Origin of the sequence: Carboxylicivirga agarovorans, assembly GCF_050589845.1 — a bacterium.
Classification (GTDB): domain Bacteria; phylum Bacteroidota; class Bacteroidia; order Bacteroidales; family Marinilabiliaceae; genus Carboxylicivirga; species Carboxylicivirga agarovorans.
Genome location: NZ_JBNGPA010000002.1, coordinates 119,818 through 145,523, shown reverse-complemented (window position 1 = coordinate 145,523; position 25,706 = coordinate 119,818). Strand labels below are relative to the sequence as shown.

The window sequence follows — 25,706 nt, the reverse complement described above, 5'->3', positions numbered from 1 at the left end:
TATTAAAAAATACATAATAATGTATCTTTTTTTGATCATTAAGGGTATAAAGTTTAAGTTGAAATAGTAGTAGAAATTGGCAACATGAAATTTTTATCCCCAAGAGACCTCAGCATTAGAAAAAGACTGATCTTAAGTTTTTCCATTATCGTTGTTCTCACCCTTATTGTTGGATTTGCAGGACGTAGAGGCATATCCAGATCAAAAGATATTGTTGATGCTAAAAACACCATTACCTCGGTGGAAAAGAATCTGATTAGTGCACGCCTCCAGGCTATGTACTTCATTCATTACAAAGACACTTCACAAATCAGTGGCATTATTAACACAATTAATACCTCCATTGAAGAACTGGAAAAAGCCAAACTCAATAAAGCTTTTACTGATACACATATCGATTCGTTGATCATTGAATCAACAAACTACCTGGAGAGTTTCAATACCTACTATCAACTGGAGTTGGAAAAAGAGAAGATTATTAAGCTTTGGGGTCGACAAGGCAACACAGTAAGTGCCATTATCAATTTTGACCGTACACTGAATGCCAATGGTAAAGTCTCAAAGGCAATAACAGAAGCACATAACCAGGTAAGGATCAGTTCGCTTGAGTTCATAGCAACTCCTTTGATGGCCAATGGTGATGTTAACAGTAATGCATACGATAAAAGCATGGGTAAGTTTAAAAAGCTATACCGTTTACTTGACAAACATGAGCAGTCACCGCAACTAACAAAGTGCATTAATGGCATCAGAACGAACTATAGCAACTATGAAAAGCTATATGATGATTATGCCAAAGTAAATCTTCAACAAGGAGAACAACAAAAGAGGATGCAATCAGCTGCCTGGTATGTTGGCGTTTTTGGGGCAAGGGTAGCAGAAACCGCCTCTAATGAAGAAAAATGGACCATTGGATCGTCCAACACCATTATAACAAGCCTTCTGTTAATTGCAATAGTCGTTGGTGTTCTCATTAGCCGCTTAACCATTATAAACATCATACGTCCGGTTCGTCAGGGTGTTGATATTGCCAAATACCTCGCCAAAGGTGAGTTATACCACACTGTGGATACAGGTGGAAACGATGAGATAAGTGAGTTAATGACAGCCCTTAAAAGTACCAATGATAAGCTGCGCGAGGTGGTGAGTGAGATAATGACAGGAGCCACACAATTAACGGGAGCCAGCGAGCAGTTGAATAGCAGCACTCATGTATTAACACAGGGCGCCAGCAGCCAGGCTGCTTCTTTGGAAGAAGTATCAACAACCATGGAAGAAATGGTGGCAAATATTGAACAGAACTACACCAACGCCAATGACAGCGAAGAAAAATCGTCCATCGCTTTTAACCACGTTCAGGAAACCACCGAAGACTCCAATAAGGCCACCAATGCCAATCAGCAGATTACTGATAAGATTGATATTATTAGCGAGATAGCCATGCAAACCAATATACTGGCCTTAAATGCTGCAGTAGAGGCTGCACGAGCAGGCGAGCAAGGACGTGGCTTTGCAGTGGTAGCCGGCGAGGTGCGTAAGCTGGCCGAAAGGAGTCAGGCTGCTGCAGCACAAATTGTTAGCATTGCCAATGAAAGTAAAGAACTGTCCATACAGTCCAATAAAAAACTGAATGAAGCCATTCCAACCATTCAGGATTCAAATCAGCTGATAAAAGAGATCGCCGCTGCAACACGCGAACAGCGTACCGGTGTTAATCAAATTAATGCAGCCATTCAGCAGATGAACAACACTACCCAGCAAAATGCATCAAGCAGTGAAGAGATTGCCAATAGCGCGGAGGAGCTGAATTCACAGGCAGCTCAGTTAAAAGAATTGATTGAGTATTTTAAACTTAATAATGAGTAGGTGTTAGATTAACAGGTCATTAAGCAGTTTAGCAAGCAATTCGACTCCCGGGATAGCTATCGAGAAATAATTAAACAAACAGCTAAATTTCCCAATCCAACATTTAACAATAATCATCCTCAACAAGGGTGTAATAAGTGAATGTGGCTAATTATCTCCCTGAAAAGGCCTTCGGTAACTCTTAGGGACTTATTAAGTAATGCATTGAATTTTCTTCGGTATTTATTAAGTATGGCTTCGGTAATTCTTCGGAGCTTCTTCGGTAATTCTTCGGTACTGCTTCGGATCAACCTCGCTGGCAGCGAGGTTGATCCGAATAAAACCCATGGTTGGTAGCGGGCAGGTACGTCATTGATACCCTGCGGTCAGGTGGGTTGTTTTGTTAAATACAAAATGATTTTATATTGTGATGAATCGCCTGTTTATTGCTTTGTAGATCCCGGATAACCGTCGGGATCAACAATAAACAGTTCGACAAATAATCAGCAGAACAATAAAACAAATTCACACTCATAAAAAAAGGGAGCTCAACAGCTCCCTTTCCTAACGCAGTATATAATAGTAATTGTGTCTATTCAGTTACTTCAATGGCTGTAAGCTTTGCATCCTGCATTGTTTTGTTAGCTGCATCAATTACAACATCTTCAATAACTACTTTTTCATAGCCTTCTTTTTCAAATGTAACAGCGTATGATCCGGCCTCGACACCTAAAACAGCATAAGCGCCTGCTTCATCGGTAAATGAGGTAGTGTATACTTCCTCTCCCATCATCAATGAAACCTGAACACCTTCAATGGCAGCCTCTTCAGCACCGGTAACAATTCCTTCAAGGCGACCGGCGGTTGACATATTACTGGCTTTAATAGTCGGTTTAAAGTTAAAGCCATTAATGCCGGCAGGAGTTGAAATATCACCTTTAAGTACAAATGATTGGCTTACATCCATATCAAGTAATAATTCACTTGTAAGGCCTCCTTTGACAACCAATGAAGGATCAAGGAAAATCTTAATACCTGTTTGTTCTCCACTTGGTACTTTAAGTGTATGCTCTGTACCATCTTTAAGCACAATACCCGACTCGGATACGTACAAGCGGATCAGATCATACTCACCAGCTTCAATTTCCAGATCAACCAAACCAGCTGTAACACCATTAGTTAAGTCAAGTAGATTAAAGCTCATTTCTTCTTCTGAAAGAACAGTATACGGCCCTTCTTCAGACTCATCAGCATTTCTTATTTCTATTTTGCTGATAGTAACGTTAGCCTCTGACACCATGTCTGTTGGAAAAGGGGCATCGGTTAAATTAATTTTTAATGTTCCTGTTGATGCATTACCATCATCATTGCTACAAGCCATAAAAAGGCCTGACATTACAATTGCTATTACAGCAATCAATTGTTTTCCGTCCATAATTTGTGAGATTTAAATTGTTTTCCAAAACATTATATCAAACGGCTTATTTTGCTTTTTAGTTTCAATGTGTGCAATAATTCTTTCGAATTAAGATCAATTGATCTATATATAAACACATTACCAGTTTATCTGAAAAACAACAGACTCAACTATAAAAGAGGCTGTCCAAATTTTAAGTTTCACGCTAAGGCCGCTAAGAATTGCGCCAGGACAACAAAGTATATGATGTTATTTTTCAACACCTTGCGTACTCTGTGTTGTTCTTCGTTTGCGTTCTTTGCGAACAATATCATTCATTTTGGACATCTTCTGTAAATATTCTTTAATTACTTCAGCACTCAACTAGTGATTTTCTGCAGTTCTATTAAGGAATCGATGAAGATACAGGCTGTCCAATTCTTCCGAATCCTGGTATTTGATCCTCAGCTGTTCCAGCTTTTCTTTCAGATCTTTCACCACATCAGTATAAGCCGGATCGTTATATACATTAGTCATTTCGTTGACATCCTTTTTACGGTCATACAATTCCCACTCATCCACATCGTAATAGAAATGAACCAATTTATAATCTTCAGTCACAACGCCATAATGACGCTTTACCATATGAACCGATGGATACTCGTAATAATGGTAATAGGCAGCATCTCTAAAACCGGTATTTTCACCTTTGAATAAAGGTACCAGGCTTTCGCCCTGCATATCGTCTGGTTCTTCAATCCCTGCGGCTTCCAGAAATGTTTGTGCAAAATCAAGGTTCTGCACCATTTGAGTATTTATACTCTGGGGTTTTATCACATTAGGCCACCTCACCAGCAGTGGGGTTTTAAAGGATTGGTCGTAAATAAAGCGTTTATCGAACCAGCCATGTTCGCCCAGATAAAAGCCCTGATCTGAAGTATATACGACAATGGTATTTTCAGCCAGATTATTTTCATCTAAATAGTTGAGCAGCCTTGCAACACCTTCATCAACAGATGCAATGGTTCCGAGGTAATCCTGCATGTAACGCTGATAACGCCATTGCATCAACTCCTTATCTGACATGCTTTTGTAATTCTTTTTAAAGGCTTCGTTAATTGGGCCATACACCTCATCCCAAGCTTTTCGTTGATCAGGAGTCTGTCTGCCAACCTGGTGATTAAAAGCTGATTTGTCCCAGTTACATGTTTCAGGAATACCCAATTCATCCATTAATTCAGGATATATCTTGGAATCACCCGCCCAATTCATGTGAGCTAACAGGTTCATTTCTGCAGTTTTGGCAGCAGTGCCCCTGCCTTCGTAATTATCGAATAATGTTTCCGGTTCCGGAAATGTCTTTTGGGTGAAAGTTTTATAATGTCGCTCGGCCGGTAACCATTCACGGTGTGGAGCCTTGTGCAGATACATCAGCATAAAAGGCTCATTTTCCTTTCGCTCATGCTCAAGCCAGTTAAGTGCCATATCAGTGATAATATCCGTCACATAGCCTTCAACTGTTATGTTACCTTCTGTTTTGGTTATAAATTCCGGATTATAATAAACGCCCTGCCCGGGTAGAATTTTAAACTCATCAAAGCCTTTTGGATTATTCCCAAAATGCAGTTTACCAAACATGGCTGTTTGATAACCCGACTGATGCAGTATTTGTGGGAAAGTTACCTGCGTGGTATCAAACGGGAAATAGTTATCGATCTTACCGTTAATATGACTGTGTTTTCCTGTCAGGATAACCGCCCTTGACGGTGCACAGATTGAATTGGTAACACAGGCATTTGTAAAAAGCATACCTTCATCGGCCAAACGATCAATACCCGGCGTCTGGATCAATTTATCGGAATAAGCACTTATGGCCTGATACGCATGATCATCAGACATCATAAAGATGATATTAGGGCGCTTTTGCGTCTCTTTTTTTTGAACACATCCTGCCAGTAACAAGATGCTTAATACAATAGGAACAAGTGTTTTCATCGATATAAGGTTTCTTTTATAATAGTAGCGACATGATTGTTATCGATCATTAAATTAAAGTCCTTTTAAATATAGTGGAATCATACTTATAATGAATGGAAAAAAAAGAAAAAGCATAAGTAATAGCCTGTGAAAGCAGACTTTAATTTATACTATCCATCAATAAAGTGTGAAATGGTACATGGAGAAATAAATGCTTTAAACTGTACTTGAACAAATATGGTCAAGGCCGGATCACCCTAATCTTTCTTCTTTTTCGTTAATGGCAGTTAACCAGTCCTTGGCCTTATCATAACCATAAAATAAGCGACATACCACACCTTGCTTCTCAAATTTAAGTTTGATCAGGCAGGCCATCAGAGTCGTTTTTCTGGTTTGGCAAACCATAGCCAGATATCTTATTTTCTCTACATTAAAAAATGGCAATAACCGTTTGCTACTGCTATATATCGACGTATATTCGGCATCCAGTTTAAGCTCTGACATATCAAACACCAGGTATTTTGCCCGGGCACCATGTAGTTGACTTTTTAATACATCGAAAAAAGTAAGCTCATCAATTACACCTTTTGATTTATAGTATTCCAACCATTGTTTTTTTTCTGACTCCATCTGCTCATAATAAAATGGAGAAAGCTCTTAATAAAACTTTCTCCATCAACTATTTATTAACTTAAGGGAATAACTAATTCTTGGTCATTTTACAGTAATCCTGCACGGTCCATGCCCAAATACCGCCTATATACTGACTTTCTTCTGGTCCGGAGCATTGTAATAAGTAACCGTTAGGAAACTCTATTTCTCCTTTTTCGATGTCGAATGTTCCAATCACTTCTGCATGTAACTGAAGACGGTTTGAGCCATCAGGAGCCCAATTCCATCCTTTTATTGTAAAGTCCAGTGGAATACCAACATCAACACTTGTGAATACCTGGTTGGGCAGAATAATTACCTCGTTGGTTTCATAATTAAATTGTAAGATTAACGGTTGAGGCACATCCCATAAACCGGTCAAAACAGCTTTATCAGCATCTTCATGACCTGAAATATTAACCTCATAGTTAAACTCTTTTGGTTCAATAGTTCTTTCAAACACATTCAATTCACCAAACAGTGCTGCCAGCGGATGTTCATCATCGGTTATATTAACAAGTATGCGGGATTTTTTGCCTTCGGCCATACCCAGTGATGCAGGTACACTAGCCGATTTCATTACAATATAAAATTGCTTTTTACCATCGCGCACATCATTATTAATTAATTCAACAACTACATTCTCATAACATTCTCCATTGAAAGTAACTGTTTTGCCCGACTTAAGGATGTAGTCCACCCCTTCAATGGCCGGATTAGTAATACCTTCTGTATCTGTTTCAACCTGCAGGTCACCAACAGGATCAGAACTGGACATATAGAGCGAAATCTCCAGATCCTCACTTGTGTTCTCACTTATACTCAGGTTTTCTTCTTCAAATGCGAAGAATGCATCTTTATCATTGAACAGGTTTACATCATTGGATTCACAAGCTGCCAATCCTATTAGTAAACCAATAAAGGCGACTATTTTAATATATGTATTCATAATTAATTTCTCCATTGCTTAATAACCTGTGTTTTGTTCAATATTGCCGTTACCGTTAATTTCTGAAATTGGTATGGGCCACTGCCAGCGATAATCATCAGATTCTATTTTTAGGTCATTGGCTGTATAGGTATGTTCTTGCGGTACACGCTCAAAACCTTTTCCATGGCGCTTAAGGTCAAACCAGTAAAAACCTTCAAATGCCAGCTCCCTGTTACGCTCATCATAAATAAAGTCAATCAATTCCTGCCCTGTCAGGTTAGTGGGCTGATGATTGGCAATTCGTTTTTGAAGCAGCGCATCAATATCTGCACGAGCCAACTCATACTGGGCAATATTTGCATAGGCTTCTGCCCTAATCAGGTACATTTCGGCCAGACGCATTGGCTTTGGCATATTGACACCCTGCTGGTCAAACATAGGGTTGGTCGGGTATTTATTAACCAGGTAACCAGTCCATCCCCAGTCTGTTTCAGTTTCGATATAGTAGGTGTTAAAACGAATATCATCAGACTGATTGTAAAGATTCAGCAGCCAATTGGCGGGAATATAATCAGGTTGCGGTTTCCCGTTTTCAATGTCATTTCTGTTAAAGTAGTTATAACCAACACTTGCACCGTAATCATCGGCACTAAAACCTACTTTCCAAATGATCTCACGACCGGTATCAGTTAACCACATCAGCTCAAAAGCCTCACCTTCCTCAAGGGTGCAACCACTTTCAAATATCACCTCCGAAGCATGTTCAATGGCCTGGTCGTAGTTACCCATATCCATGTAAACCCTTGCTAAAAGCCCATTGGCAAAATGCGAAGAAAAGTACATGTGGTCGACCTTTGGTGCATCACTCATAATGGCTATCGCATCACTTAAATCGGCAATTACATTAGTATAAACCTCTGCAACTGTATTCCGTTTGGGTTGACCAATTTGATGAGCCGACATATAAGGTACTCCAAGGTCTGAGTCAGCAGTTTCACTGTTATAAGCATGACCAAATAAACGCACCAGGTTATAGTGAAAAAGCGCACGGGTAATTAAAGCCTCACCCTTTATACGGTTTAAGTTATCTTCATTACCTTCTAGCTCATCAATGCCACCAAGCAAAATATTAGCGTTGGCAATGCCAAAATAATGATTGTTCCAGATACCTGTTATCTCACTTCCACCCGGAGTGATATTCCAGGCATACATGCCGCCCATCTGGTTGGTAAATCCTGTGGAAGCCAACGCCGCGTCAGTCATAATATCGGGCAGGTTGGTCAGGTAGCGGCTATAGGATGAACTGCTTTTAAACCGCGCATAAATACCGTTAAGCAACACCTGAGCATCCTGCTCAGTTTCCAACACATTTTCGTCTGAAATGGCATCATGTGGAAATTGATCCAGAAATCCATCGCAGGCAACAAAGACCATCATTAGTCCAAGTATATAAATATGAAATATCTTCTTCATCATATCAGTTTTTTAAAATCCTAGATCAAGACCAAGTGTATAGGTTTTAACATGCGGGTACATGTTTAATTCATTGGTCCCATAGTACTCAGGGTCGATCCCGGTATATTTCGTAAAAGTGAACAGGTTTTGACCCTGTATATAGATTCGTGCAGACTTAAATAAATTGAGCCATTTAAAGAAATCATCTCCCATATCATAGGATAGGGTAAGGTTCTTTAGGCGTAAGAATGAAGCATCTTCAAGCAGCCTGGTATCAAACTGGTTGTCTGAAGCACTGTATCTGGGGTGTGGATTACGGGCTATATCACCCGGCTCTTTCCAGTAGTCAAGCATTTCAATACTTTGGTTATAACTGGCAAACATACCGTTAGACTCGATAAAATAGCGGGTATTATTAATCATCCACTTATCTTTCATCCACGAGAAAAATGCTGTTAAAGCCAGTTTTTTATATTGAAAAGTCGAAGTGAAACCGCCTGACAGCGGAGGTAAATATGATTTACCAGACAGTACCTTTCGGTTATTCTGGTTAAAGGTTTCAGTCACCTGCCCATCTTTGGTATACCACAAACCTTTGCCGTCGGCAGGATTAACACCGGCCCACTCTACCATGTAAAAGGTACCATAAGATTCTCCCACTCGAATGATAGAGCCTCCCTCATCAATCTCATCGGTATCACCGTATAATTTTAATACCTCATTTTTATTATAGGCCACATTCATATTGAAGTTAAAAAGAAAATTGCCGGTCTTGACAATATCTGCGTCCAGCTCGAATTCTATTCCTTTGTTACCCATTTCCCCTATATTGGAAATTCGGGAACCAACACCAGTTGTAGCCGATAAAGGAACACTGAACAACATATCGGTTGTGATTTCATTGTACAAGTCAACCTTCATCCGATAGCGTTGTTTCAGACTTAATTCCAGAGCAACATTCATTTTACTCTTTTTCTCCCATGTCAGATCAGGGTTTTCAAGCTGCGACAGGTAGCTTCCTCCCTGATTCATATATGTGGTATAATCAAACAAGCCAAGGTGTTGGTAATTACCTATATTGTAGTTACCTGTCTCTCCTATGCTGGCACGTAACTTAAGCTGATCAATCCAGTGAACATTTGCCATAAAAGCTTCTTCCTGGATGTTCCATCCGATACCTGCCGACCAGAATGTTCCCCATTTATTGTTGGCTCCAAAACGCGATGAGCCATCACGACGAATGGATAAATCCAGCAAATAGCGGTATTTGTAGTTATAACTTGTGTTCAGGAAGAAAGACGCCACTGAATAATCTTGTTTATTACCTCCCCAAGCATCAATTTCTGATGTAACACCCAGTACTTTCAGCTTATCATTAGGAATGTTCTTACCTGATACATTGAAGGTCTCGTAGTTATTAAGTATAAGTTCCTGGCCACCAAGGATACTGACATCATGGTTATCCCTTATTTTAAACTTGTAGGTTAAGGTGTTGGTAGGTGTAATTCTGAAGTTACGGCTAAACACACGACTAACATTTCCATTGGGTGATGCCCCCCACTCCGACTCAGGACTCAGGTAGGCATTACTGGTATAGTCATAGAAATCAACCCCTACATTGGTTTTAAAGCGAAGGCCTTTTAATAATTCAATATCCAGAAATACACCACCTACAATTTTTAGTGTATTGTTATCATTGTCGTTCAGCTCCAGCTGCTCAATAGGATTGGCCCAGGGCAAACCTTCATTGTTGTAGCTGCCGTCATCGTTATATGCACGTAAATACGGATTTAACAATCGCGCCGAAAAGATTGGGTTATATACGTTATTACCCGCTGTAATGGTGTTACTGTTCTTTTCGTAACCAAGGGTGAAATTTGTTCCAAGGCTGGCTTTGTCCGACAGTTTATTATCCAGGTTTACTCTGAATGTGTACCTTTCAAAATCGGAACGATGCTGGATACCTTCCTGGTAATAGTAACCGGTGGACATATAAAAACGTGTTTTATCATTACCACCACGTGCCGTCACCTCGTGGGTTATTGTACTGGCATCGCGCAATACCACATCCAGCCAGTCGGTATTTATCTTCATTAGTTCCAGCTTCTCCTCAGGCGTGTAGGTTTTCAGTCCTATTTCTTCCTCATAAGCAATCTTTTGGGAGGTATTCATCATTTCAAAATTATCCCTGGCAATGGCATTGATACCACGCTGACCTCTGTAGGTAAACTCTGTACGTTCAGTATTTTTTCCACGCTTGGTGGTGATGACTATTACCCCGTTAGATGCTCTGGATCCATAAAGAGATGTTGCCGTGGCATCTTTTAAAATATTGATGCTTTCAATATCATTCTGGTTTAAAGAGCTGAATTGTGATGCATTAATAGGAATACCATCCATGATGTATAATGGATCATTGGAGGCATTGATTGAGCTTAATCCGCGAATACGAATTTTAGCTGGTGCCCCTGGTGCCCCAGAAGAACCTACTGCCACCACACCCGGGGCCTGTCCTTGCAGCACCTGATCGAAACTGGCAACCGGCACCTGTTCTATTTTATCGGCACTAACCACCTCAACCGAACCGGTATAAGTGCCTTTTTTCTTAATGCCATAACCAGTAACCACCACTTCATCAATATCAGTAACATCGCTTTGCATCACTACATTGATGGTTGTTTTATTTCCAACCGGTATTTCCTGGGTTTGCATTCCTATAAATGAATAGACCAGAACACTCTGGTTATCGGGCACCACTATGTTATAGGTACCGTCTATTGAGCTTACGGTTCCGTTTGTTGTGCCTTTAATAAAGACTGAAACACCCGGTAAGGTAGCTCCATCATCTTTACTTGTTATGGTACCATTGATGGTCCTGTTTTGAGCATTAGCTACAAAAACGGCCATAAGAAGCACCACCATGAAAGAAAATATTCGTTTCATAGATAGATTTAATTTATTGAAAAAGTTATTTATTGACTTGGGCAGGAAATTATTTTAATCCTTTTCACTGCTTTCAATTGCGCAATGAATGGGGCTAATAACCCGAGGTTGAAATTTAATGTCGAACTCAGGTTAATAAGAGGTTGCCCGAACGCTATACAAAAACCCTGCATTGAATGTTGATGACCGCTATATGACATACCTGTTCAATGTTCGGGCAACCTCTTTTATTTGTCCTTTACAGATTTAACTATTCGATGACTATTCCTACGTTATAGCTACTGAAATTTAAAGCTTTATCAACAACCAATACTTTCAGACTATAGTTTCCGGACATAATATCTGCTGGTATTTCACCATCGAAAAGTTCGTATCCATTAATCTCTGTGGACTTCCCCATTAGCTCTATTACTTCAGTTGCTTCCCATGGCGTATCAAAACCCTTCAAAGAACTATTCTCAGCAATTGATATCTCAACATGCGACAATTTCCTGTCATCCTCAAAAACACCATTGAAAATGAGTGATTGTCCACGTATAAATTCATCCTGCTCAAGCGGCGTTAGTATAACGGCTGTAGGTTGAGTGTTGTCAGCCGGTTCATCTTTTGAACAGCTGGCAAATGAGAGTAACATCAGCACTAGCAATGCTACCCACAAATTATATAATCGTTTCATAATTTATCTGTTTAGCTTAAATGCACCGGGAATCGTACGACCTGAGAACGAAATCCCGGTACAGAGTCATTATTGACTCACCTTTAGTTTTGTATTACAATTTTCTTAACCAGCTTTTCGCCTTCCGAAATCATCTCCAGTAAATAAATACCATTGGCCAGATCATCAACTACCATTTGATGTTTGCCCATTGAGTCAGCAACTTCTTCAGCACGCACAACATCACCCGTAATATTAACCAGGCGGAAGCTAACCTCTTTAAGAACAGAATGATCCCACTCAATCGTCATTAAGTCTGCAACAGGGTTAGGGTAAGTACTAATTCGGGCTCCTTCCAGCTCATCAATACCGGTGCGGTGAATAACAGTTACATTAAATGTATGGTTTACAGAAGCGCCTTCAATATCGCTTGCAACAACAGTAACAGTTGAAGTTCCTGGCATTAATGGTTCCATAATCATACGATCTTCCGATAAGAATAGCTCCAGAAGACTTGCATCAGTTCCTGTGGCATCGAAAACCAGGTCATCCATATCTGCATCAGCGATGTAGTCATTCAGGTTATACTCTACAATACCATGTTCCAATACAATCTCTGTATCTTCAATTGGAGTAAGCACTTCTGGTGTACGGTTCACATTAGCCACCTCAATGGATAATTCACATGTACTTACATTATTGTGAACATCTGTACCTTTTACCGTAACAGTATAAACACCTGCAGACTCATAGTCAGGAGATACTGATAATTGAAGGTCATCACCATTAACACTCATTTCTGCAAAGGTATACTCCTCGGCCAAAGCATAGGTGCAAGCATCGCCTTCATAATCACTACCTGTAATGTTGATGCTTAGCGTTTCATTCTCATTAACAATATGAGACATACCGCCTTCTACATCATATTCAGGTCCTTGATTTAATCGCATGTATAATGGCACAGTACCTGATGTTTTCATTGGATCATTGGTAGTAATTACCATGTTACCGTTGTTATCAGCTTCTTGCGCGTTAGCGGCATAGAAGTCAATCTTGAGGTCAAGTGTTTCACCAACGGCCACTTCACCGCTTAACTCACCATCAAGCTTAGCCCATGAAATATCAGCTGCTGTCTCTTCACATGCCTTCATGGCCCAGCCGGAAGTTTCAAAACCATTTTGCAACTGCAGGTCATACCAACCGTCATCCAGGCTCATAAAATAACGTTTTGCCTTTTGCTCAATGCCCTTATGTATTCCCTGCGGATAACCAACACCCTCTTGATAATGGAAAAGTACATAAAACTCCTCACCCGGGTAGAACAACTGATTTTCAGCTAATTTAAAGGTCATCCATTCGCCTTTTTCCTGTGCATTAGCTTCATCAACATTGACTGTAAAGTCTTCGCTATAAAGAATTTGAGCAACAGACACATCACCACCACCGGCACGAATTTCAACTTTCACAGTACTGTTTAATATAGTCTGATAGTTATACCAGGTTTTTACATGTGATAAGTTAAATCCTTCAGCAGGAGCAGTAAATGAGATACCAGCGATTAAAGCTCTGTCTTCACCAAAACCAACAGCTCCTTCGGCATCTTCTCCAGTTACGTATTCTAATACACTATTGTAGGCATCAGCATATGGAGCCACTTTATTGGCCGCTTCAGGTGTTATTTCAAGCTGCTGCATTTCAATCGGCAATGTTTCAGAAGCATTATTCATTAAACTTGCAGCCGCCATTTCTGATTCAGCTCCTGCACGTGAGAAGTTGAATGTTATATCGTAGGTCAATGGTGATAAACCATTGGCGTTAGAAATAGTTACAGTCTCAGAACCTGTACTTTCTTTTGTATTTGCTAAGAAAGAAACGGTTTCATTTGGATACTCGAATACTGCAGGTAACTTAACGCTTGCCGTAACAGGAATCAGCACTTCGTCGCCAGGATAGTTAGAGAAGATCTGAACATTATCGTCAATTTCATATTCTTCTGCATTTGGTGCTATTACCAACTTGAACTCCTTCTTTTGACCGGGTACAATCTCCAATGGGAAATCCCATGGTGATAAAGGTGCCCAGAATTTGTTACCCCACATCCAGTCAACCTTTTCCATTTGAAGCTCAGCCGTGGTACCGTTTTGCATGTTCACCATGTTCAGTGTCAATACATCATGGCCATCGTTTACAATGGTAAATGACTTTTCATAGATAACATCTACCCACTCGTAATCATTCGGACGCTGGTAAGCAATAATGTCTCCAAAATGCAAGCCATCTACAGTAGATAAACCAGCTTCGCCCTCAACGGTTAAAGTTACCGGTACAGCCATTTCTTCTTCCATTGGTGCATCTGACTCAATCAACAAACTACCTTCATATACACCTTTGTTCAGATGAGTGGCATCCAACATTACATCAATATCAACCGATGTACCAGGTGCTACCACATGTTTAGTACTTGGTACAAATGAGATGGCCATTTCATCCTCGATGAATTTAGCATAAGACATTAATTGTACCGCTTCTTTTCCATCATGATTTTCCAAGCCCAGGATACCAGCCGAAACGTAACTACGCATTTCGGTGTCGTACTGGAACTTGATATTTCCATTTTTGTATAAAATGGCCTGGAAACTAAATGGAGAACCCATGGTGAACATATCAACATATTCTGACCATGTAATCACAATGCGGTCATCATAAATTTTATGGAATACACCCACTTTATCATAGCCAGGCCAATCTGGTAATTTAGATTCACTGTGTGCTCCAAAAAATGGTGCAATCAATGAGTTCAAGTCATCTTCCGTTGGGAACGGTTTTGGCAAAATCCAATAGGGCGAATGTGTTGGTTCTTTGGTGGTAATAACACCTTCCCAGCTTACCCAAATTTTATTGGTTGGCTCCCCCCAATAAGTAAACTCAAATGGCAACTCAATCGGATACCAGAACGGATCAACTTCCAACCAGTAATTTCCACCATTAATACCTTCACCAGGCACTACAATGTCTTCCCATGAATAAGCAGGTCCGCCATCCATATTGGTCGTCATAGCTGAATAAGTAAAGTCCTGAACAATGTGATCATTGCTGGCTGCTGAGATCTTATTGGCATATAACCAATCGGTACTATGAGTTAGCACATCCAGGTCAGCTTCCCCATCATTTGTTACGCTAATGGTTTTGTTGATGGATTCACCGGCATTTAAGGTTTCTGTAATTGGTGTTACGTCTACAGCGATACCCGGAGCAGCAGTTACTTCACCACTTAAGTTCACCTGGTAGGTTTCTCCATCTCCTGTTTCAAAGGTTAATACATCTTCAAAAGAACCTTTAGTATCGGTATTCAATGACACATGAACAAAGAAGGTACCTTTGGCATTTAAGGCATAAGGCAGTTCGCCAGTGATCGTAAAGTTCTCTCCTGTTTGTAAGGTTGCAGCCGTAATGTCAACACCCTTGGTACCCCCATTTTTAATGGCAGCCATGGCATTAATTGTACCACCTTGATAGATGCTACCAAAATCGATGCTCTCGTTTAATAAGAACAAATCGGCTTCTCCACCTACAATGCTGGTGGTCACCTCAAAAAACTGCAGGCTATTAAATGGATCATTGCTGACCACAGCTAACTTCTGGAACATATCAGCTTCGTATAAGCCATCGGTATTGATGGTTAATTCAATATCAACTGACTCTCCCGGATTAACAACACCCTGGGCAGAAGAAACTTTTTTCACTAATCGCTGTCCCGGCGACTTTAAACGGAAAATGGTTTCGTTAACAATGCTTAGGCGGATGTAGTCACTTGATGTATATCGACCAGTGATTAGGAATGGATCCTCATTTCCAATATCACCTACACCCACCATCAGATAACGTCGACTATAACTATCCATGTTCTCAATATCTTTAAAGATATAGTCGATGTCACCATTTTGATGAACAACAATCTGGAACGTTACCTTTTCGTTAATGCTGTTCGCAATTTTTAAAACAACATCGGTGTACTGAACCACTAATTTGCCAGGCTTATTTTCATAATGAATACTTCCACCTTTGGCTAATTCAAATTTCAGGTTAACAGCTGATATCCAACCATCAGGTGTACAACCATCAACTTTTGGCGGACTACAGTTGGCATATCCTCTGGTATTGGTTAAAGAGAGCATACCAGCTTTGGTTATATACATATTCTCAATGCCCTGACCGTAGAATAAATATTCAAAACCAAGACCTACCTCATAATAACTATTGGTGGTGACCTTGAAAAACTCTGATAAATCATTACCTGTAGCGGCAATGTCTTCCCAGTAATAGGCAATAGCCGGATCACCATCGAGGTTTGTTTCATACACGTAACCATATTTATGGGTACGGCCAACGTTCTCGATATTAATATCATTGGCGAATAATGGCATTGCATAATCCAATGGGTATTCACCATTGTTGGCAATGGTTACTGAAGCAGTTGTTTCTTCACCTACATTAATGGTGCCGGCATCTTGTGTTAAGGGACTCACTTCCATTTCAGGAGGAGTAATACCTACACCAAATAAATTGATGGTATGTACATTACCTTTTTTATCCTCCATGGTAATGGTTGAGTTATCATTACCGGAACCATCAGGTGTATAAATAATTGTGAAAGAACCTGATTGACGTGCTTTAATACTATAAGGTTTTCTGTCAATTACAAATTGAGGATCAGAAGATGTTATGCTGCTTCGTACCCAGTTACCATAACCGTGGTTCTCAACATAGAAGGTTAATTCCTTCTCATGACCATAGAACACCGTACCAAAGTCAATGATCTTCTCATTCACTAATACCGGATTGTGTCCTTCAATGGTAAATGAAAGTGGAACACGGTATTCTTTTTCATCCTTATCGTTTGACTTAATCAGTACGTTTGAGTTATACGACCCATTAGCCAGGTAAGTACCATCCACTTCAAGCTCAACCACCTGGCTTTCATTGCCAATTACTTTACCATTCGCAGGCTTTAAAGTGACATAATTACCCAGGTGTGTATTGGAACTGTTAGCCACCATAGACCATACCCATCTATCGTCTTCAATAAGTGGAGCTAAAGGTTCCCATGTGGTGCCCACATCAAAACTCATAAAACAATTATCTGAATACTCTTGGTTGGTTTCCTGCATAATACCCAATGGGAACTCATTACCAGACGGAACGTGAATCACAGTCCAAAAGGTAGTTCCATGCTCCATAAATATTTGCTCATCTAATCGGATAGTATGCCAACGATTCATCGCATCGTTATGATTGTACTCCACAACAGCCGTTAAGTTATTTCTGTGCAATTGTTCTCCCACATAAATCTCCATTATCATCGGTCCGGTAATGGGGCGGTGCTCCAGGAACATTTGTACAGATGTCAGGTTAAACCCATTAATAGAATCAACGTAAAAGCGTGTTGCCGCCGAGTTGGTAATGGTGGTATCGATGTCACCAATCATATAATTGTAACCCTCAATTCCATAATGAATCTCATTGTATTCACTGGCCATTGAAACCTCACTTGTTTGAATTGGCAAGTTGTTTAATGGCGCTACATCAAACACTTTAAACATACCAATTTCAGTGGCTGATGTACGTGCTGTCACCTTCGGATATGCATAGTCATCTCTGCTATAAGAGCTTAAACGATTGGTTGTGTGACGTACCATACCGTTCCACTCCAATATTCCTTCATCCTGGTTTAAGATTGTGAATGAACCGGTTCCAATTGGTGACACTAATGCATCGGCAGTAACAGTAATTGACTCTTCCTCAACATGGATGTCGGGACCTTCGTTAGTTGTACCGTTTACACTATTTGATAACTCCGAAACATTGCCCCAACGATCGATTGAACGAACAGCAAAATAATAAGTTGTAGTGGCATCCAGTCCTTCAACTGTTTGCAATACTTCCGCATCAGCAGCTGCTTTTGATTTTAATTCAACTTTATCTGCCTGATTGATGTTTTCACTTGTAATATTAGCAGTATGGTAATACACTTCAAACATTACAGGTTGAGCATCGTCCTGATCAGCAGGAACAGTCCATTTTAAATCAGCGAAATCCTGACCTAAGCCTAATAATTCTAAGTTCTGAATAGCATCTGGAGCAATGCCTTCGTCGTTAGCTAAAGCCAATACAGCATCGGAAATACCATAACCTAATTTACCAACGTAATCAGGGTTGAAACTATCAACATCGCGAACACCAGTTAATAAGTGTTGCTTAAGGTCTTCTGCGGTAAAAGAATCACTTCCATATTTTGAAACCACCAAGGCAGCAATACCTGATACATGTGGACAAGCCATAGACGTACCATCAAGAAATGCATAAGTGTTTCCCGGATAAGTACTCATAACCGCGGCATTTTGAGCTACATCCAAATCTCCACCATAACTGGCTATATCAATGTAGTCACCATAGTTTGAGTAAGAAGCAATCTGGTTATCAGCTTTAATAGCCGCAACTGCGATGGTTGGCTCGTAGTAACCCGGATACATTGCATTACCAACACTCTGGTTACCAGCAGCAAAAATCACAACACCGCCCTTCATTGGGCTGCCTGCATAGTCACCGGCTTCTTCAATAAAATAATCGATGGCATCCAAAACAACCTGGTCATAGGTGTCCGGAGAAGTATATCCCCATGAATTTTGAGAGATAACCGCGCCATTATCAGCCCCATAAATAATGGCAGCAGCAATATTTGGCGTATAGCCATCTTCAGTAAAAATCTGAGCTGACTGGATGCGTACACCATCGCCATTACCTGAACCACCCGCAACACCGGCAACACCTTTACCGTTGTTGTTGGTTGCAGCAACCGTCCCGGCTACGTGCGTACCATGGTAGTGTGCTTCAATATTGGCACTATTTTTCACAAAGTTCCAACCATGAATATCATCAACATAACCGTTTCCATCGTCATCAACACCAGCTTCACCTTTTAATTCGGCTTCGTTTACCCAAACATTGTCCACCAAATCAACATGGTTGGTTTGGAAACCACCATCTACTATTGATACAATAACATTCGATTTACCTGTTTCAATTTCCCAGGCTTTAAATAAGTTGATATCAGCACCAGCAATAGCGCCTGCAGCAACATCACCGGTATTATTGTAATGCCACTGATCAGCCAAATAAGTATCTGTAAAACTGCTTGAACCTGAATTAGCAGCAGCCGGCACAGGTAAGTTAAGTTTCGAACCTGAAATCAATTGTTTTTTATAAATCGGTTGAGCCACTGTTACATCAGCTAAACGCTTATAGGTTTCAGCAGCTTCCATCGGACTAATGTCAGACGAAAACTTTAATTCATACCACAAATGCAATTCATGCTTGCGGTGTTTGGCATCATAACGCGCGTTATAAGGAATCACACGCTTCATTTCACTAACTGAATAAACACGATTGGCGTTATCAAAAGCCTGAATACCAGTTGTTACAACCCCATTACTATGAGTTGTACTCATACCTTTCAATCCGGTAAGCAATTCGGGTTTTAATTTCACCCTCAGAACACCCGGAATGGTGTGGTTATCTATGCTTTGCCCATGAATAGCTGATGCCATAAACATCCAGCTAAGCAGCAGAGATAGAATTCTCAATTTCTGTAAATTGTTTTTCATGCTATTAATTATTTAGTTAATACCTAAGTGGGACTAGTTTCTCTTCTTTTCCCTGGATATTATTTTTCTATTATTCTCATTTAGTTTCTCTAATAGGGACTTCAGAGCAGAGGTTTGCTCCTCCCGCTTCTTCATTAGCTCCATTATTTTTTCATCTTCCGGAATTATCTTTTCTGACTTCGACATACCACATATCCTTTGAATCGTTGTTTGCGCAATGTTACCTGAAGCCCAAAAGAAACCAACAAGAAAGAACCACAGTAAAACCTCTGCAGGTACTACAGTATAAGTTGCAAAACAACTCTAAACACTACAGTTTTTATATCACACAACTCCATAAAGAACTACCTCACTGCACTTTGTGGCTTTTAATAAATCTTTGAAGAAGAAATGAAATATTGAAAGGAATGACCTGAAAACAACCCCGGGTAAGCTAAAAAGGCAACTCAATAAGTAGTGCAAACAAGCACTTCCGCATGCATAACATCAGCAGAAAGCAAAAAAAATGCATGCCCAATTATGAACATGCATTTTATGATCTGGTCGTATGTTTATAGCTCATTTAAATAGCTGATCAAATTAACGTCTGAGTGCGTAAGATTTAATTTCTTCCTGATATTGGAGCGGGTAACTTCAATGGTGCGTATACTCAGATGCGTAATAGCCGCAATTTCTTTGGTTTTCATATTTAAACGCAGAAAAGCACATATCTTCAATTCAGAGGGAGATAACTCGGGCGACACCTGTTTCAGGTTATCAAAAAAATCGTTGTGTACCTGCTGGAAACGTATTTCAAATTCCTCCCACACTTCCTCATCTGCCGCCGTCTGCAACTCATTGACAATTTCAAGTATAGTCTGGCGGTTATCACCCTTGAGCCGTGACTTAAAATCGAGAAGACGATTGGAGATTGTATTCATAAATTCATTCTTCTTGAGCAGGTACATGACATTGGTTGTTAATTCTTTGTTCTTCAACTCAAGATCCTTTTCCAGTCGCTCATTTTCAAGCAAGGTACGTCTTGATCTGCTCTTAGCAAGTATGTACAACAGTCCTATTATCAAAGTAGTAAAGATAAAGAACGAGATAATAAGGATATAGATGAAGCGCATACGCTGCTGCCTGGCATCTTTCAGTTGTTCTTTCTTTTCATACTCATATTGCATCTGAATACGGGCAATATCCGAAATAGTCTTTTCGTTCATCAGACTGTCACTAGCCGCCTTGAAATGCTCGTGTGCCCGCAGGGCATTATTGACCTCTCCCTGTTTTTTATGCAGTAAATAAAGGTACTTATAGATCCACTTTGTCCAATCGATCGTTCCTATCTCCTTTGACAGATGCAATCCATTTTCCAAGGAAACTTTTGCATTGTCATAATCCTCTATTGTAAAATAATAGACACCTAAAAAGAAGTAAGACTTGACCATATCGTTTTTATTACCCACATTCTTTCTGAATATCAATGCTTTGTTAAGATAGTCATAGGCCTTATCAAATTCTTTTGTTGTCAGGTATAACTTGCCAAGGTTATTATACAGCACACCTTTTACAGGATCATTGTCTGCACTAATGCATCTGTTTAATCCTTTTAGCAAATAAGTTTCTGCAGTGGTAAATTCATTTTTGGTGAGATAGATACATCCAATATTACCATATAAATAACTCAGCCAGTTTGATTCATTCTCCCGGGCATCATCATTCATTTGCTGGTACACATCCATCGATTTAATATAGTATTCCAATGCCTCATCGTATTTTCCTATACGATCGTAAACGGTACCAATATTATTCAAGGTTCTCATCTTAAGCATTTGATCACCTTGCTTATCGGCTATTTTAATTGACTCAATAAAGTAATCCAGAGCCTCATCATATGAGCCTAGCAAAAAAAGATTAGCTCCATGCTTAAAATAAGCCCTGGCCTGCATATCATCAATGCCTTTATCATTTATAAAGTCAAGGGCTTCCTGAGTATATTCAATGGCTTTAATGTAGTTATCCGTATTATCAGACAACTGCCAAAGTATTTTTATTTTGGCACTATCCTGTTCTAATGACTTGTATACATGCTTAAGACTGTCTTCTTTGTATTGATTGCCTGATGCCAGTATACATGCCATCAGAAATACGAATACCATAAGTACACGATTCATCTGTCAATATTTTAAATTGATAAATCTAAAGTTTCCCCAAGGGCGATTAAAAAAGAAGAGAATGAGAACAAATATATCATTTGTAATCACGAATAAAAAATAACCTTGCTTTTTGACATTTTAAACTCAATTGTTTTTACCCTTTTTAAACTCTCAACATTATAAAAAATATCCCTGCACGCTACCATACAGGGATAAAGGGATTCAAGTGTAAACTTGAATTGGGATGAAAACTTTAAAATGGTGTCACCTCCGGATTTTCTGGAAGTGGTTGCTCAATATTTTCCGGTGGCAAAGGCTGAACCGGTTGTTCTGGTTGAGGATCATCATCATTACTACATGATGCCAAACTCATTGTGGCTACTAATGCCATTGCTGTAAATAAAAATCTAACTCGTTTCATCTTTCTAATTTTTAAGTGGATAATGAACCCGTAACATGTATCAGAAATCCTATTGCGCATTGAAATAACTTCAAAACAATACGCTTCATTGTTTTACTTCAACTCAACAGAACGATGCTATACCTCGTTTCAGTAAAGCCTTGTTGTATAGTTCTTTCAATGCTCATTACAAAGTTCCAATACATAATCCGGGTTAAAACTTACATTACAAAGATGGTGGATTGACAGGCTCATTTTATGAGGGCAAAACGTATAGTTAATAATTAGGTGATACACGTAGTTAACATCGTTCAGTAACGATTGATATCATTATTTCCCGCAAAGAACGCAAAAGAAGAGAAACGCGAAGAACGCAAAGCAATGGTATAAATCCCATATACTTTGTATTCTTTTATAGGCAGCCTCTTAGTATTTCACCAGCTCATTTCTTACTTCACCATCTCCACATCTGGCATTACAAATGATTTATCCCAGAAAGCTTCATCGGGTCCATACAAACGTAACCAAACGTATGGCTTCTTTCCGGCAGTAGGTATCCAATTGGATTCCAGTCCCTCTGGTGCTTCCGGTCCAAAATACACATCCACACTACCGTCTTCATTCATCTGCATGTCGGGTGTATTAAATAAGCCCAGACCTGAACGCCCTGATGGATTATCAATAAACGCCCAGGTAGCATCGTCATAAATGGTGATGGCCCAAAACTGTTTGGCTGGTATATCCTTTGGAACCCTTACTTTATACAGTTTATCGGCTTGCAGCGGGCGTCCCTCCGAATCGGCTGTTGGTGCCAGGTATACCGTTGCCGGACGTTCGCCTAATTTCTGCGGATATAAGGTGAAGAAGCTCCAGGCTGCAGCCCGCTTGTCAATCTCTATTTGCTCTTTTGTTATAAAGTCAAAGCCGTCAACATCATCGGTCTGCATTACAAAACTCCAGTTTCTGTCTTCCCAGTACAAACCTTCATTATGGTGATCAGACACTAAATTGTGCATATATTCATAAGCATCCCTGGCGGCCTTTCTAAACAGCTCCACCTGGCGCGGCGTTGGATTATAAGCCTTGCCTTTTTCAATGCCAATGGTTGACAATAAGCCCATCATTACTTTATCGCGTTCCAACACCGGTTCAACACTAAAAATGGCGTGGATATCTTCCAGTGCTCGTTCATCGTAGCGGGGCAATGTTTCCAGTTTGTGAGGTAGCCCATCAACAAACTTTGTTTCGGTGCTTTCAGCTCCCAAATAATACATCTTCATGGTCTGCGTATACTGGTACGCATCATCATCAGTGGCATTCTCGCCCCTTATTGAGCGAAAAACCAATGAGATACGGTTTGTAGTACATTGAACCGGGTAGTAACCAGATGCTGGCAATACACCGGTATAACCGGGAGGAATAAATAAATACTTTCCACCTTTACCTTTATCGGCACCTGAAGGACCAACGCCCGCAATGGTCGATTGCCAGGCATCCACCACCTGTCCGTATAAACTGGCCTTTTCACTAACTGCTGGTATCTCCAGTACAACCGGTCCGTTTCTTAAATCGGTAAAAGCAGTAATGTAAGGTGTTGCGGTATTGGCTGTAATGGCTTTATGTTTCGATAAGGCTGGTGCTGAATAGGCTATCACCACATTGTTATCAACGCCCGGCAGTTCCATAAAACCTTCTCGTAGGCGATAGATCGCTGTTGCAGGCATGGCCCAAACCACAGCTTCAAAGGCACGCTGATAGATGACCTGCTCTTCTAAAGAATCAAAGGTGAATTCTCTTGTTGTCTCATCTTTTTCCTGGTGACAGCCTGTCAATACTGTTACTATTGCCAGGACTATACATATAAGATATCTGGTTTTCATATCATGAAATATTAATGGTTAATAAAAGTTTACTCTTCAAAGTTGGTCACAATCGATCAGGTACGACAGAGGGAAACACAAAGAAGATGTAATTAAGTGTTTCCCTTAGTACAAAAAAATACCCTGCAAATGAGCTTGCAGGGTAATCTCTGATAATTTAAATATCTGTTACTTAATCTTCTCCATTTGAGGCAACTCATATTTTAGGTTGATGATATCCTCATGCGGTTCATAAACCCGCAATATCAGATAAAAACCTCCTTCAGGAGCAGGCAACCAGTTATCGGTATTTTCAGGCTTTGCATTCTGTATCAAAATCTCAAAAGAGCCATCAGCATTCTTCTTTAAGCCAGCCGATTCACTGCTAAACTTATAGCGGTTAAGCTCATTATCACAAAACAGCTTGGTATCAGCCTTATATAGCGTTAAAGACCAGAACGAATTTACTGGTGGTTCTTCTTTAAACCGAATACGATAACTATGGGTTCCTGTTGTGGGCTGTCCTTCGCTATCGGTATAACGGATCGGATACATGGCCTCTTTTTCACCCTGGCCTCCTAAGTAAGGACCGGCGATCAGTGAGCGAAAACCATAATCAAAACCGTAATTATCCAATTTGGTTGCCACATTCCAGCCATTCATTTCTGTTGATGAGGAATACATGGTTGATAAAATGGTTAGTGGTGCTTCCAATGCTGCTTCTTTCAATCCTTTTAACTGGGCAGGATTTAACACACTCTCATTAAACTGACCATCCTTAATCCCAATTCGCTCTAACTGCCCTACCAAGGCTCTGTCTTCGTCAAGTATCGGATTTTGTTCCATGGCAAAAGCCAGGTAACGATAAAAGCGTAAGGTATCTGTTACAGGATACTTAGGCATTTCAGGCAAAGTGCTTGTTTTTTGCACGCCAGCTTTTCCGTTATACTCGCTGATGCTTGCTAATTTAAACTGATCCTGCAAAGCATGTACCTTGCTTACATCCTCTCCTTCCAAAACGTGAATACGTCCCCATAACCATGTTTTAGGTGTACGAACATTCACTACTTTATCAACGCTCTTTGGTAAAGGTCCTTCCCATCCCGGAGGTACTAAAGCAATGGTTTGTGCCTTGGTACCTGTATTGCGTTTACCAATGTATTCGGTCAATGTATGATACATATCAAAAACGTCAACCACATAGTAGCGCCCATCCGTATCAGGAGTTTCCAAGATATACGGTTCTGTTAAATCAACCACGGCACTCATATAGTAGGTGTCGTTATTGGCTGTAGGCATGTCCTCATCCTTAGCTGTTGGCAGACGCCTGGCCCATCCGATCTCGTTAAGTGGTGCCCTGTAACTGGTGGCAGGCTTAGGATTTGGCACATCAATGTAATCACGCATGGCCTGTTCCATTCGTACCATAGCATACCCCCATTGGTAAGCCATGGTTCCCATAGCTTTGGCATCCAGGTAATACCCCTGAGCTGCAATTTCGGCATTTGGCGCTATGCTTACCACAGGATCATCCTGCTGTGCCACCTGGTCAAGAATTGTATTGGTTGGCTTTTTTTCTGAGATACCTTGATTACAAGCTATTGTCATCAAACCAACAAGTCCGGTTAATACTATTATTTTTTTCATCATTCTAACTATTAAGTTCTTCAATAAGTTTACCTTACAAAGATGCAGTGAAATGGGTCTGACTGTCAGAGGGGAAACCTTAAATTGCTATTCTACGTGAATCCCTTAGTTATAAAAACAAAAGTCGGATACCATGGGTACCCGACAT

General features: G+C 40.2%; 13 protein-coding genes. 1 reads left to right on the top strand and 12 read right to left on the bottom strand.

Features of this window, described 5'->3' with window-relative positions; all coding sequences use genetic code 11:
- The first annotated feature begins 84 nt into the window (after positions 1 to 84).
- Positions 85 to 1,866 carry a HAMP domain-containing methyl-accepting chemotaxis protein gene (locus tag ACRD69_RS02705; protein WP_430813527.1) on the top strand — a complete coding sequence of 594 codons (1,782 nt, stop codon included), beginning with the start codon at positions 85 to 87 and terminating at the stop codon, positions 1,864 to 1,866.
- A gap of 571 nt (positions 1,867 to 2,437) precedes the next feature.
- Here the strand turns inward: ACRD69_RS02705 and ACRD69_RS02700 are convergent.
- The 12 genes from ACRD69_RS02700 to ACRD69_RS02645 all read right to left on the bottom strand — a co-directional run bounded on the left by ACRD69_RS02700 (position 2,438) and on the right by ACRD69_RS02645 (position 25,558).
- Positions 2,438 to 3,280 (bottom strand): DUF4382 domain-containing protein, encoded by an 843-nt coding sequence (locus ACRD69_RS02700; RefSeq protein ID WP_430813526.1) that lies wholly within the window; start codon positions 3,278 to 3,280, stop codon positions 2,438 to 2,440.
- A 345-nt stretch (positions 3,281 to 3,625) separates the two neighbouring features.
- Complete coding sequence (locus ACRD69_RS02695) at positions 3,626 to 5,236, bottom strand: sulfatase family protein (protein WP_430813525.1); 1,611 nt, start codon at positions 5,234 to 5,236, stop codon at positions 3,626 to 3,628.
- 234 nt (positions 5,237 to 5,470) lie between these two features.
- Positions 5,471 to 5,848 carry a hypothetical protein gene (locus tag ACRD69_RS02690; protein ID WP_430813524.1) on the bottom strand — a complete coding sequence of 126 codons (378 nt, stop codon included), beginning with the start codon at positions 5,846 to 5,848 and terminating at the stop codon, positions 5,471 to 5,473.
- A gap of 73 nt (positions 5,849 to 5,921) precedes the next feature.
- Positions 5,922 to 6,833, bottom strand: coding sequence for a Calx-beta domain-containing protein (locus ACRD69_RS02685; protein ID WP_430813523.1), 912 nt, complete (start codon positions 6,831 to 6,833; stop codon positions 5,922 to 5,924).
- 3 nt (positions 6,834 to 6,836) lie between these two features.
- On the bottom strand, positions 6,837 to 8,273 hold the full coding sequence (locus tag ACRD69_RS02680; RefSeq protein ID WP_430813522.1) for a RagB/SusD family nutrient uptake outer membrane protein: 1,437 nt from the start codon (positions 8,271 to 8,273) through the stop codon (positions 6,837 to 6,839).
- 12 nt (positions 8,274 to 8,285) lie between these two features.
- The gene (locus ACRD69_RS02675) at positions 8,286 to 11,198 is read right to left on the bottom strand and encodes a SusC/RagA family TonB-linked outer membrane protein (RefSeq protein ID WP_430813521.1); all 2,913 of its coding nucleotides are present in this window, start codon (positions 11,196 to 11,198) and stop codon (positions 8,286 to 8,288) included.
- Between the two features lie 250 nt (positions 11,199 to 11,448).
- Positions 11,449 to 11,874: a DUF4625 domain-containing protein gene (locus ACRD69_RS02670; RefSeq protein WP_430813520.1), complete on the bottom strand. Its 426-nt coding sequence runs from the start codon at positions 11,872 to 11,874 to the stop codon at positions 11,449 to 11,451.
- Between the two features lie 83 nt (positions 11,875 to 11,957).
- Positions 11,958 to 19,514 carry a S8 family serine peptidase gene (locus ACRD69_RS02665; protein WP_430813519.1) on the bottom strand — a complete coding sequence of 2,519 codons (7,557 nt, stop codon included), beginning with the start codon at positions 19,512 to 19,514 and terminating at the stop codon, positions 11,958 to 11,960.
- A gap of 551 nt (positions 19,515 to 20,065) precedes the next feature.
- Positions 20,066 to 21,670: a tetratricopeptide repeat protein gene (locus ACRD69_RS02660; protein WP_430813518.1), complete on the bottom strand. Its 1,605-nt coding sequence runs from the start codon at positions 21,668 to 21,670 to the stop codon at positions 20,066 to 20,068.
- 235 nt (positions 21,671 to 21,905) lie between these two features.
- The gene (locus ACRD69_RS02655) at positions 21,906 to 22,073 is read right to left on the bottom strand and encodes a hypothetical protein (protein ID WP_430813517.1); all 168 of its coding nucleotides are present in this window, start codon (positions 22,071 to 22,073) and stop codon (positions 21,906 to 21,908) included.
- 428 nt (positions 22,074 to 22,501) lie between these two features.
- Positions 22,502 to 23,932 (bottom strand): DUF1254 domain-containing protein, encoded by a 1,431-nt coding sequence (locus tag ACRD69_RS02650; RefSeq protein ID WP_430813516.1) that lies wholly within the window; start codon positions 23,930 to 23,932, stop codon positions 22,502 to 22,504.
- A 168-nt stretch (positions 23,933 to 24,100) separates the two neighbouring features.
- The gene (locus tag ACRD69_RS02645; RefSeq protein WP_430813515.1) at positions 24,101 to 25,558 is read right to left on the bottom strand and encodes a DUF1254 domain-containing protein; all 1,458 of its coding nucleotides are present in this window, start codon (positions 25,556 to 25,558) and stop codon (positions 24,101 to 24,103) included.
- Between the last annotated feature and the right edge of the window lie 148 nt (positions 25,559 to 25,706).

Coding starts and splice junctions, on each gene's coding strand:
- ACRD69_RS02655 (WP_430813517.1), bottom strand. CDS start 22,073: ATGAAACGAGTTAGATTTTTATTTACAGCAATGGCATTAGTAGCCACA.
- ACRD69_RS02705 (WP_430813527.1), top strand. CDS start 85: ATGAAATTTTTATCCCCAAGAGACCTCAGCATTAGAAAAAGACTGATC.
- ACRD69_RS02685 (WP_430813523.1), bottom strand. CDS start 6,833: ATGGAGAAATTAATTATGAATACATATATTAAAATAGTCGCCTTTATT.
- ACRD69_RS02650 (WP_430813516.1), bottom strand. CDS start 23,932: ATGAAAACCAGATATCTTATATGTATAGTCCTGGCAATAGTAACAGTA.
- ACRD69_RS02665 (WP_430813519.1), bottom strand. CDS start 19,514: ATGAAAAACAATTTACAGAAATTGAGAATTCTATCTCTGCTGCTTAGC.
- ACRD69_RS02700 (WP_430813526.1), bottom strand. CDS start 3,280: ATGGACGGAAAACAATTGATTGCTGTAATAGCAATTGTAATGTCAGGC.
- ACRD69_RS02645 (WP_430813515.1), bottom strand. CDS start 25,558: ATGAAAAAAATAATAGTATTAACCGGACTTGTTGGTTTGATGACAATA.
- ACRD69_RS02675 (WP_430813521.1), bottom strand. CDS start 11,198: ATGAAACGAATATTTTCTTTCATGGTGGTGCTTCTTATGGCCGTTTTT.
- ACRD69_RS02695 (WP_430813525.1), bottom strand. CDS start 5,236: ATGAAAACACTTGTTCCTATTGTATTAAGCATCTTGTTACTGGCAGGA.
- ACRD69_RS02660 (WP_430813518.1), bottom strand. CDS start 21,670: ATGAATCGTGTACTTATGGTATTCGTATTTCTGATGGCATGTATACTG.
- ACRD69_RS02680 (WP_430813522.1), bottom strand. CDS start 8,273: ATGAAGAAGATATTTCATATTTATATACTTGGACTAATGATGGTCTTT.
- ACRD69_RS02690 (WP_430813524.1), bottom strand. CDS start 5,848: ATGGAGTCAGAAAAAAAACAATGGTTGGAATACTATAAATCAAAAGGT.
- ACRD69_RS02670 (WP_430813520.1), bottom strand. CDS start 11,874: ATGAAACGATTATATAATTTGTGGGTAGCATTGCTAGTGCTGATGTTA.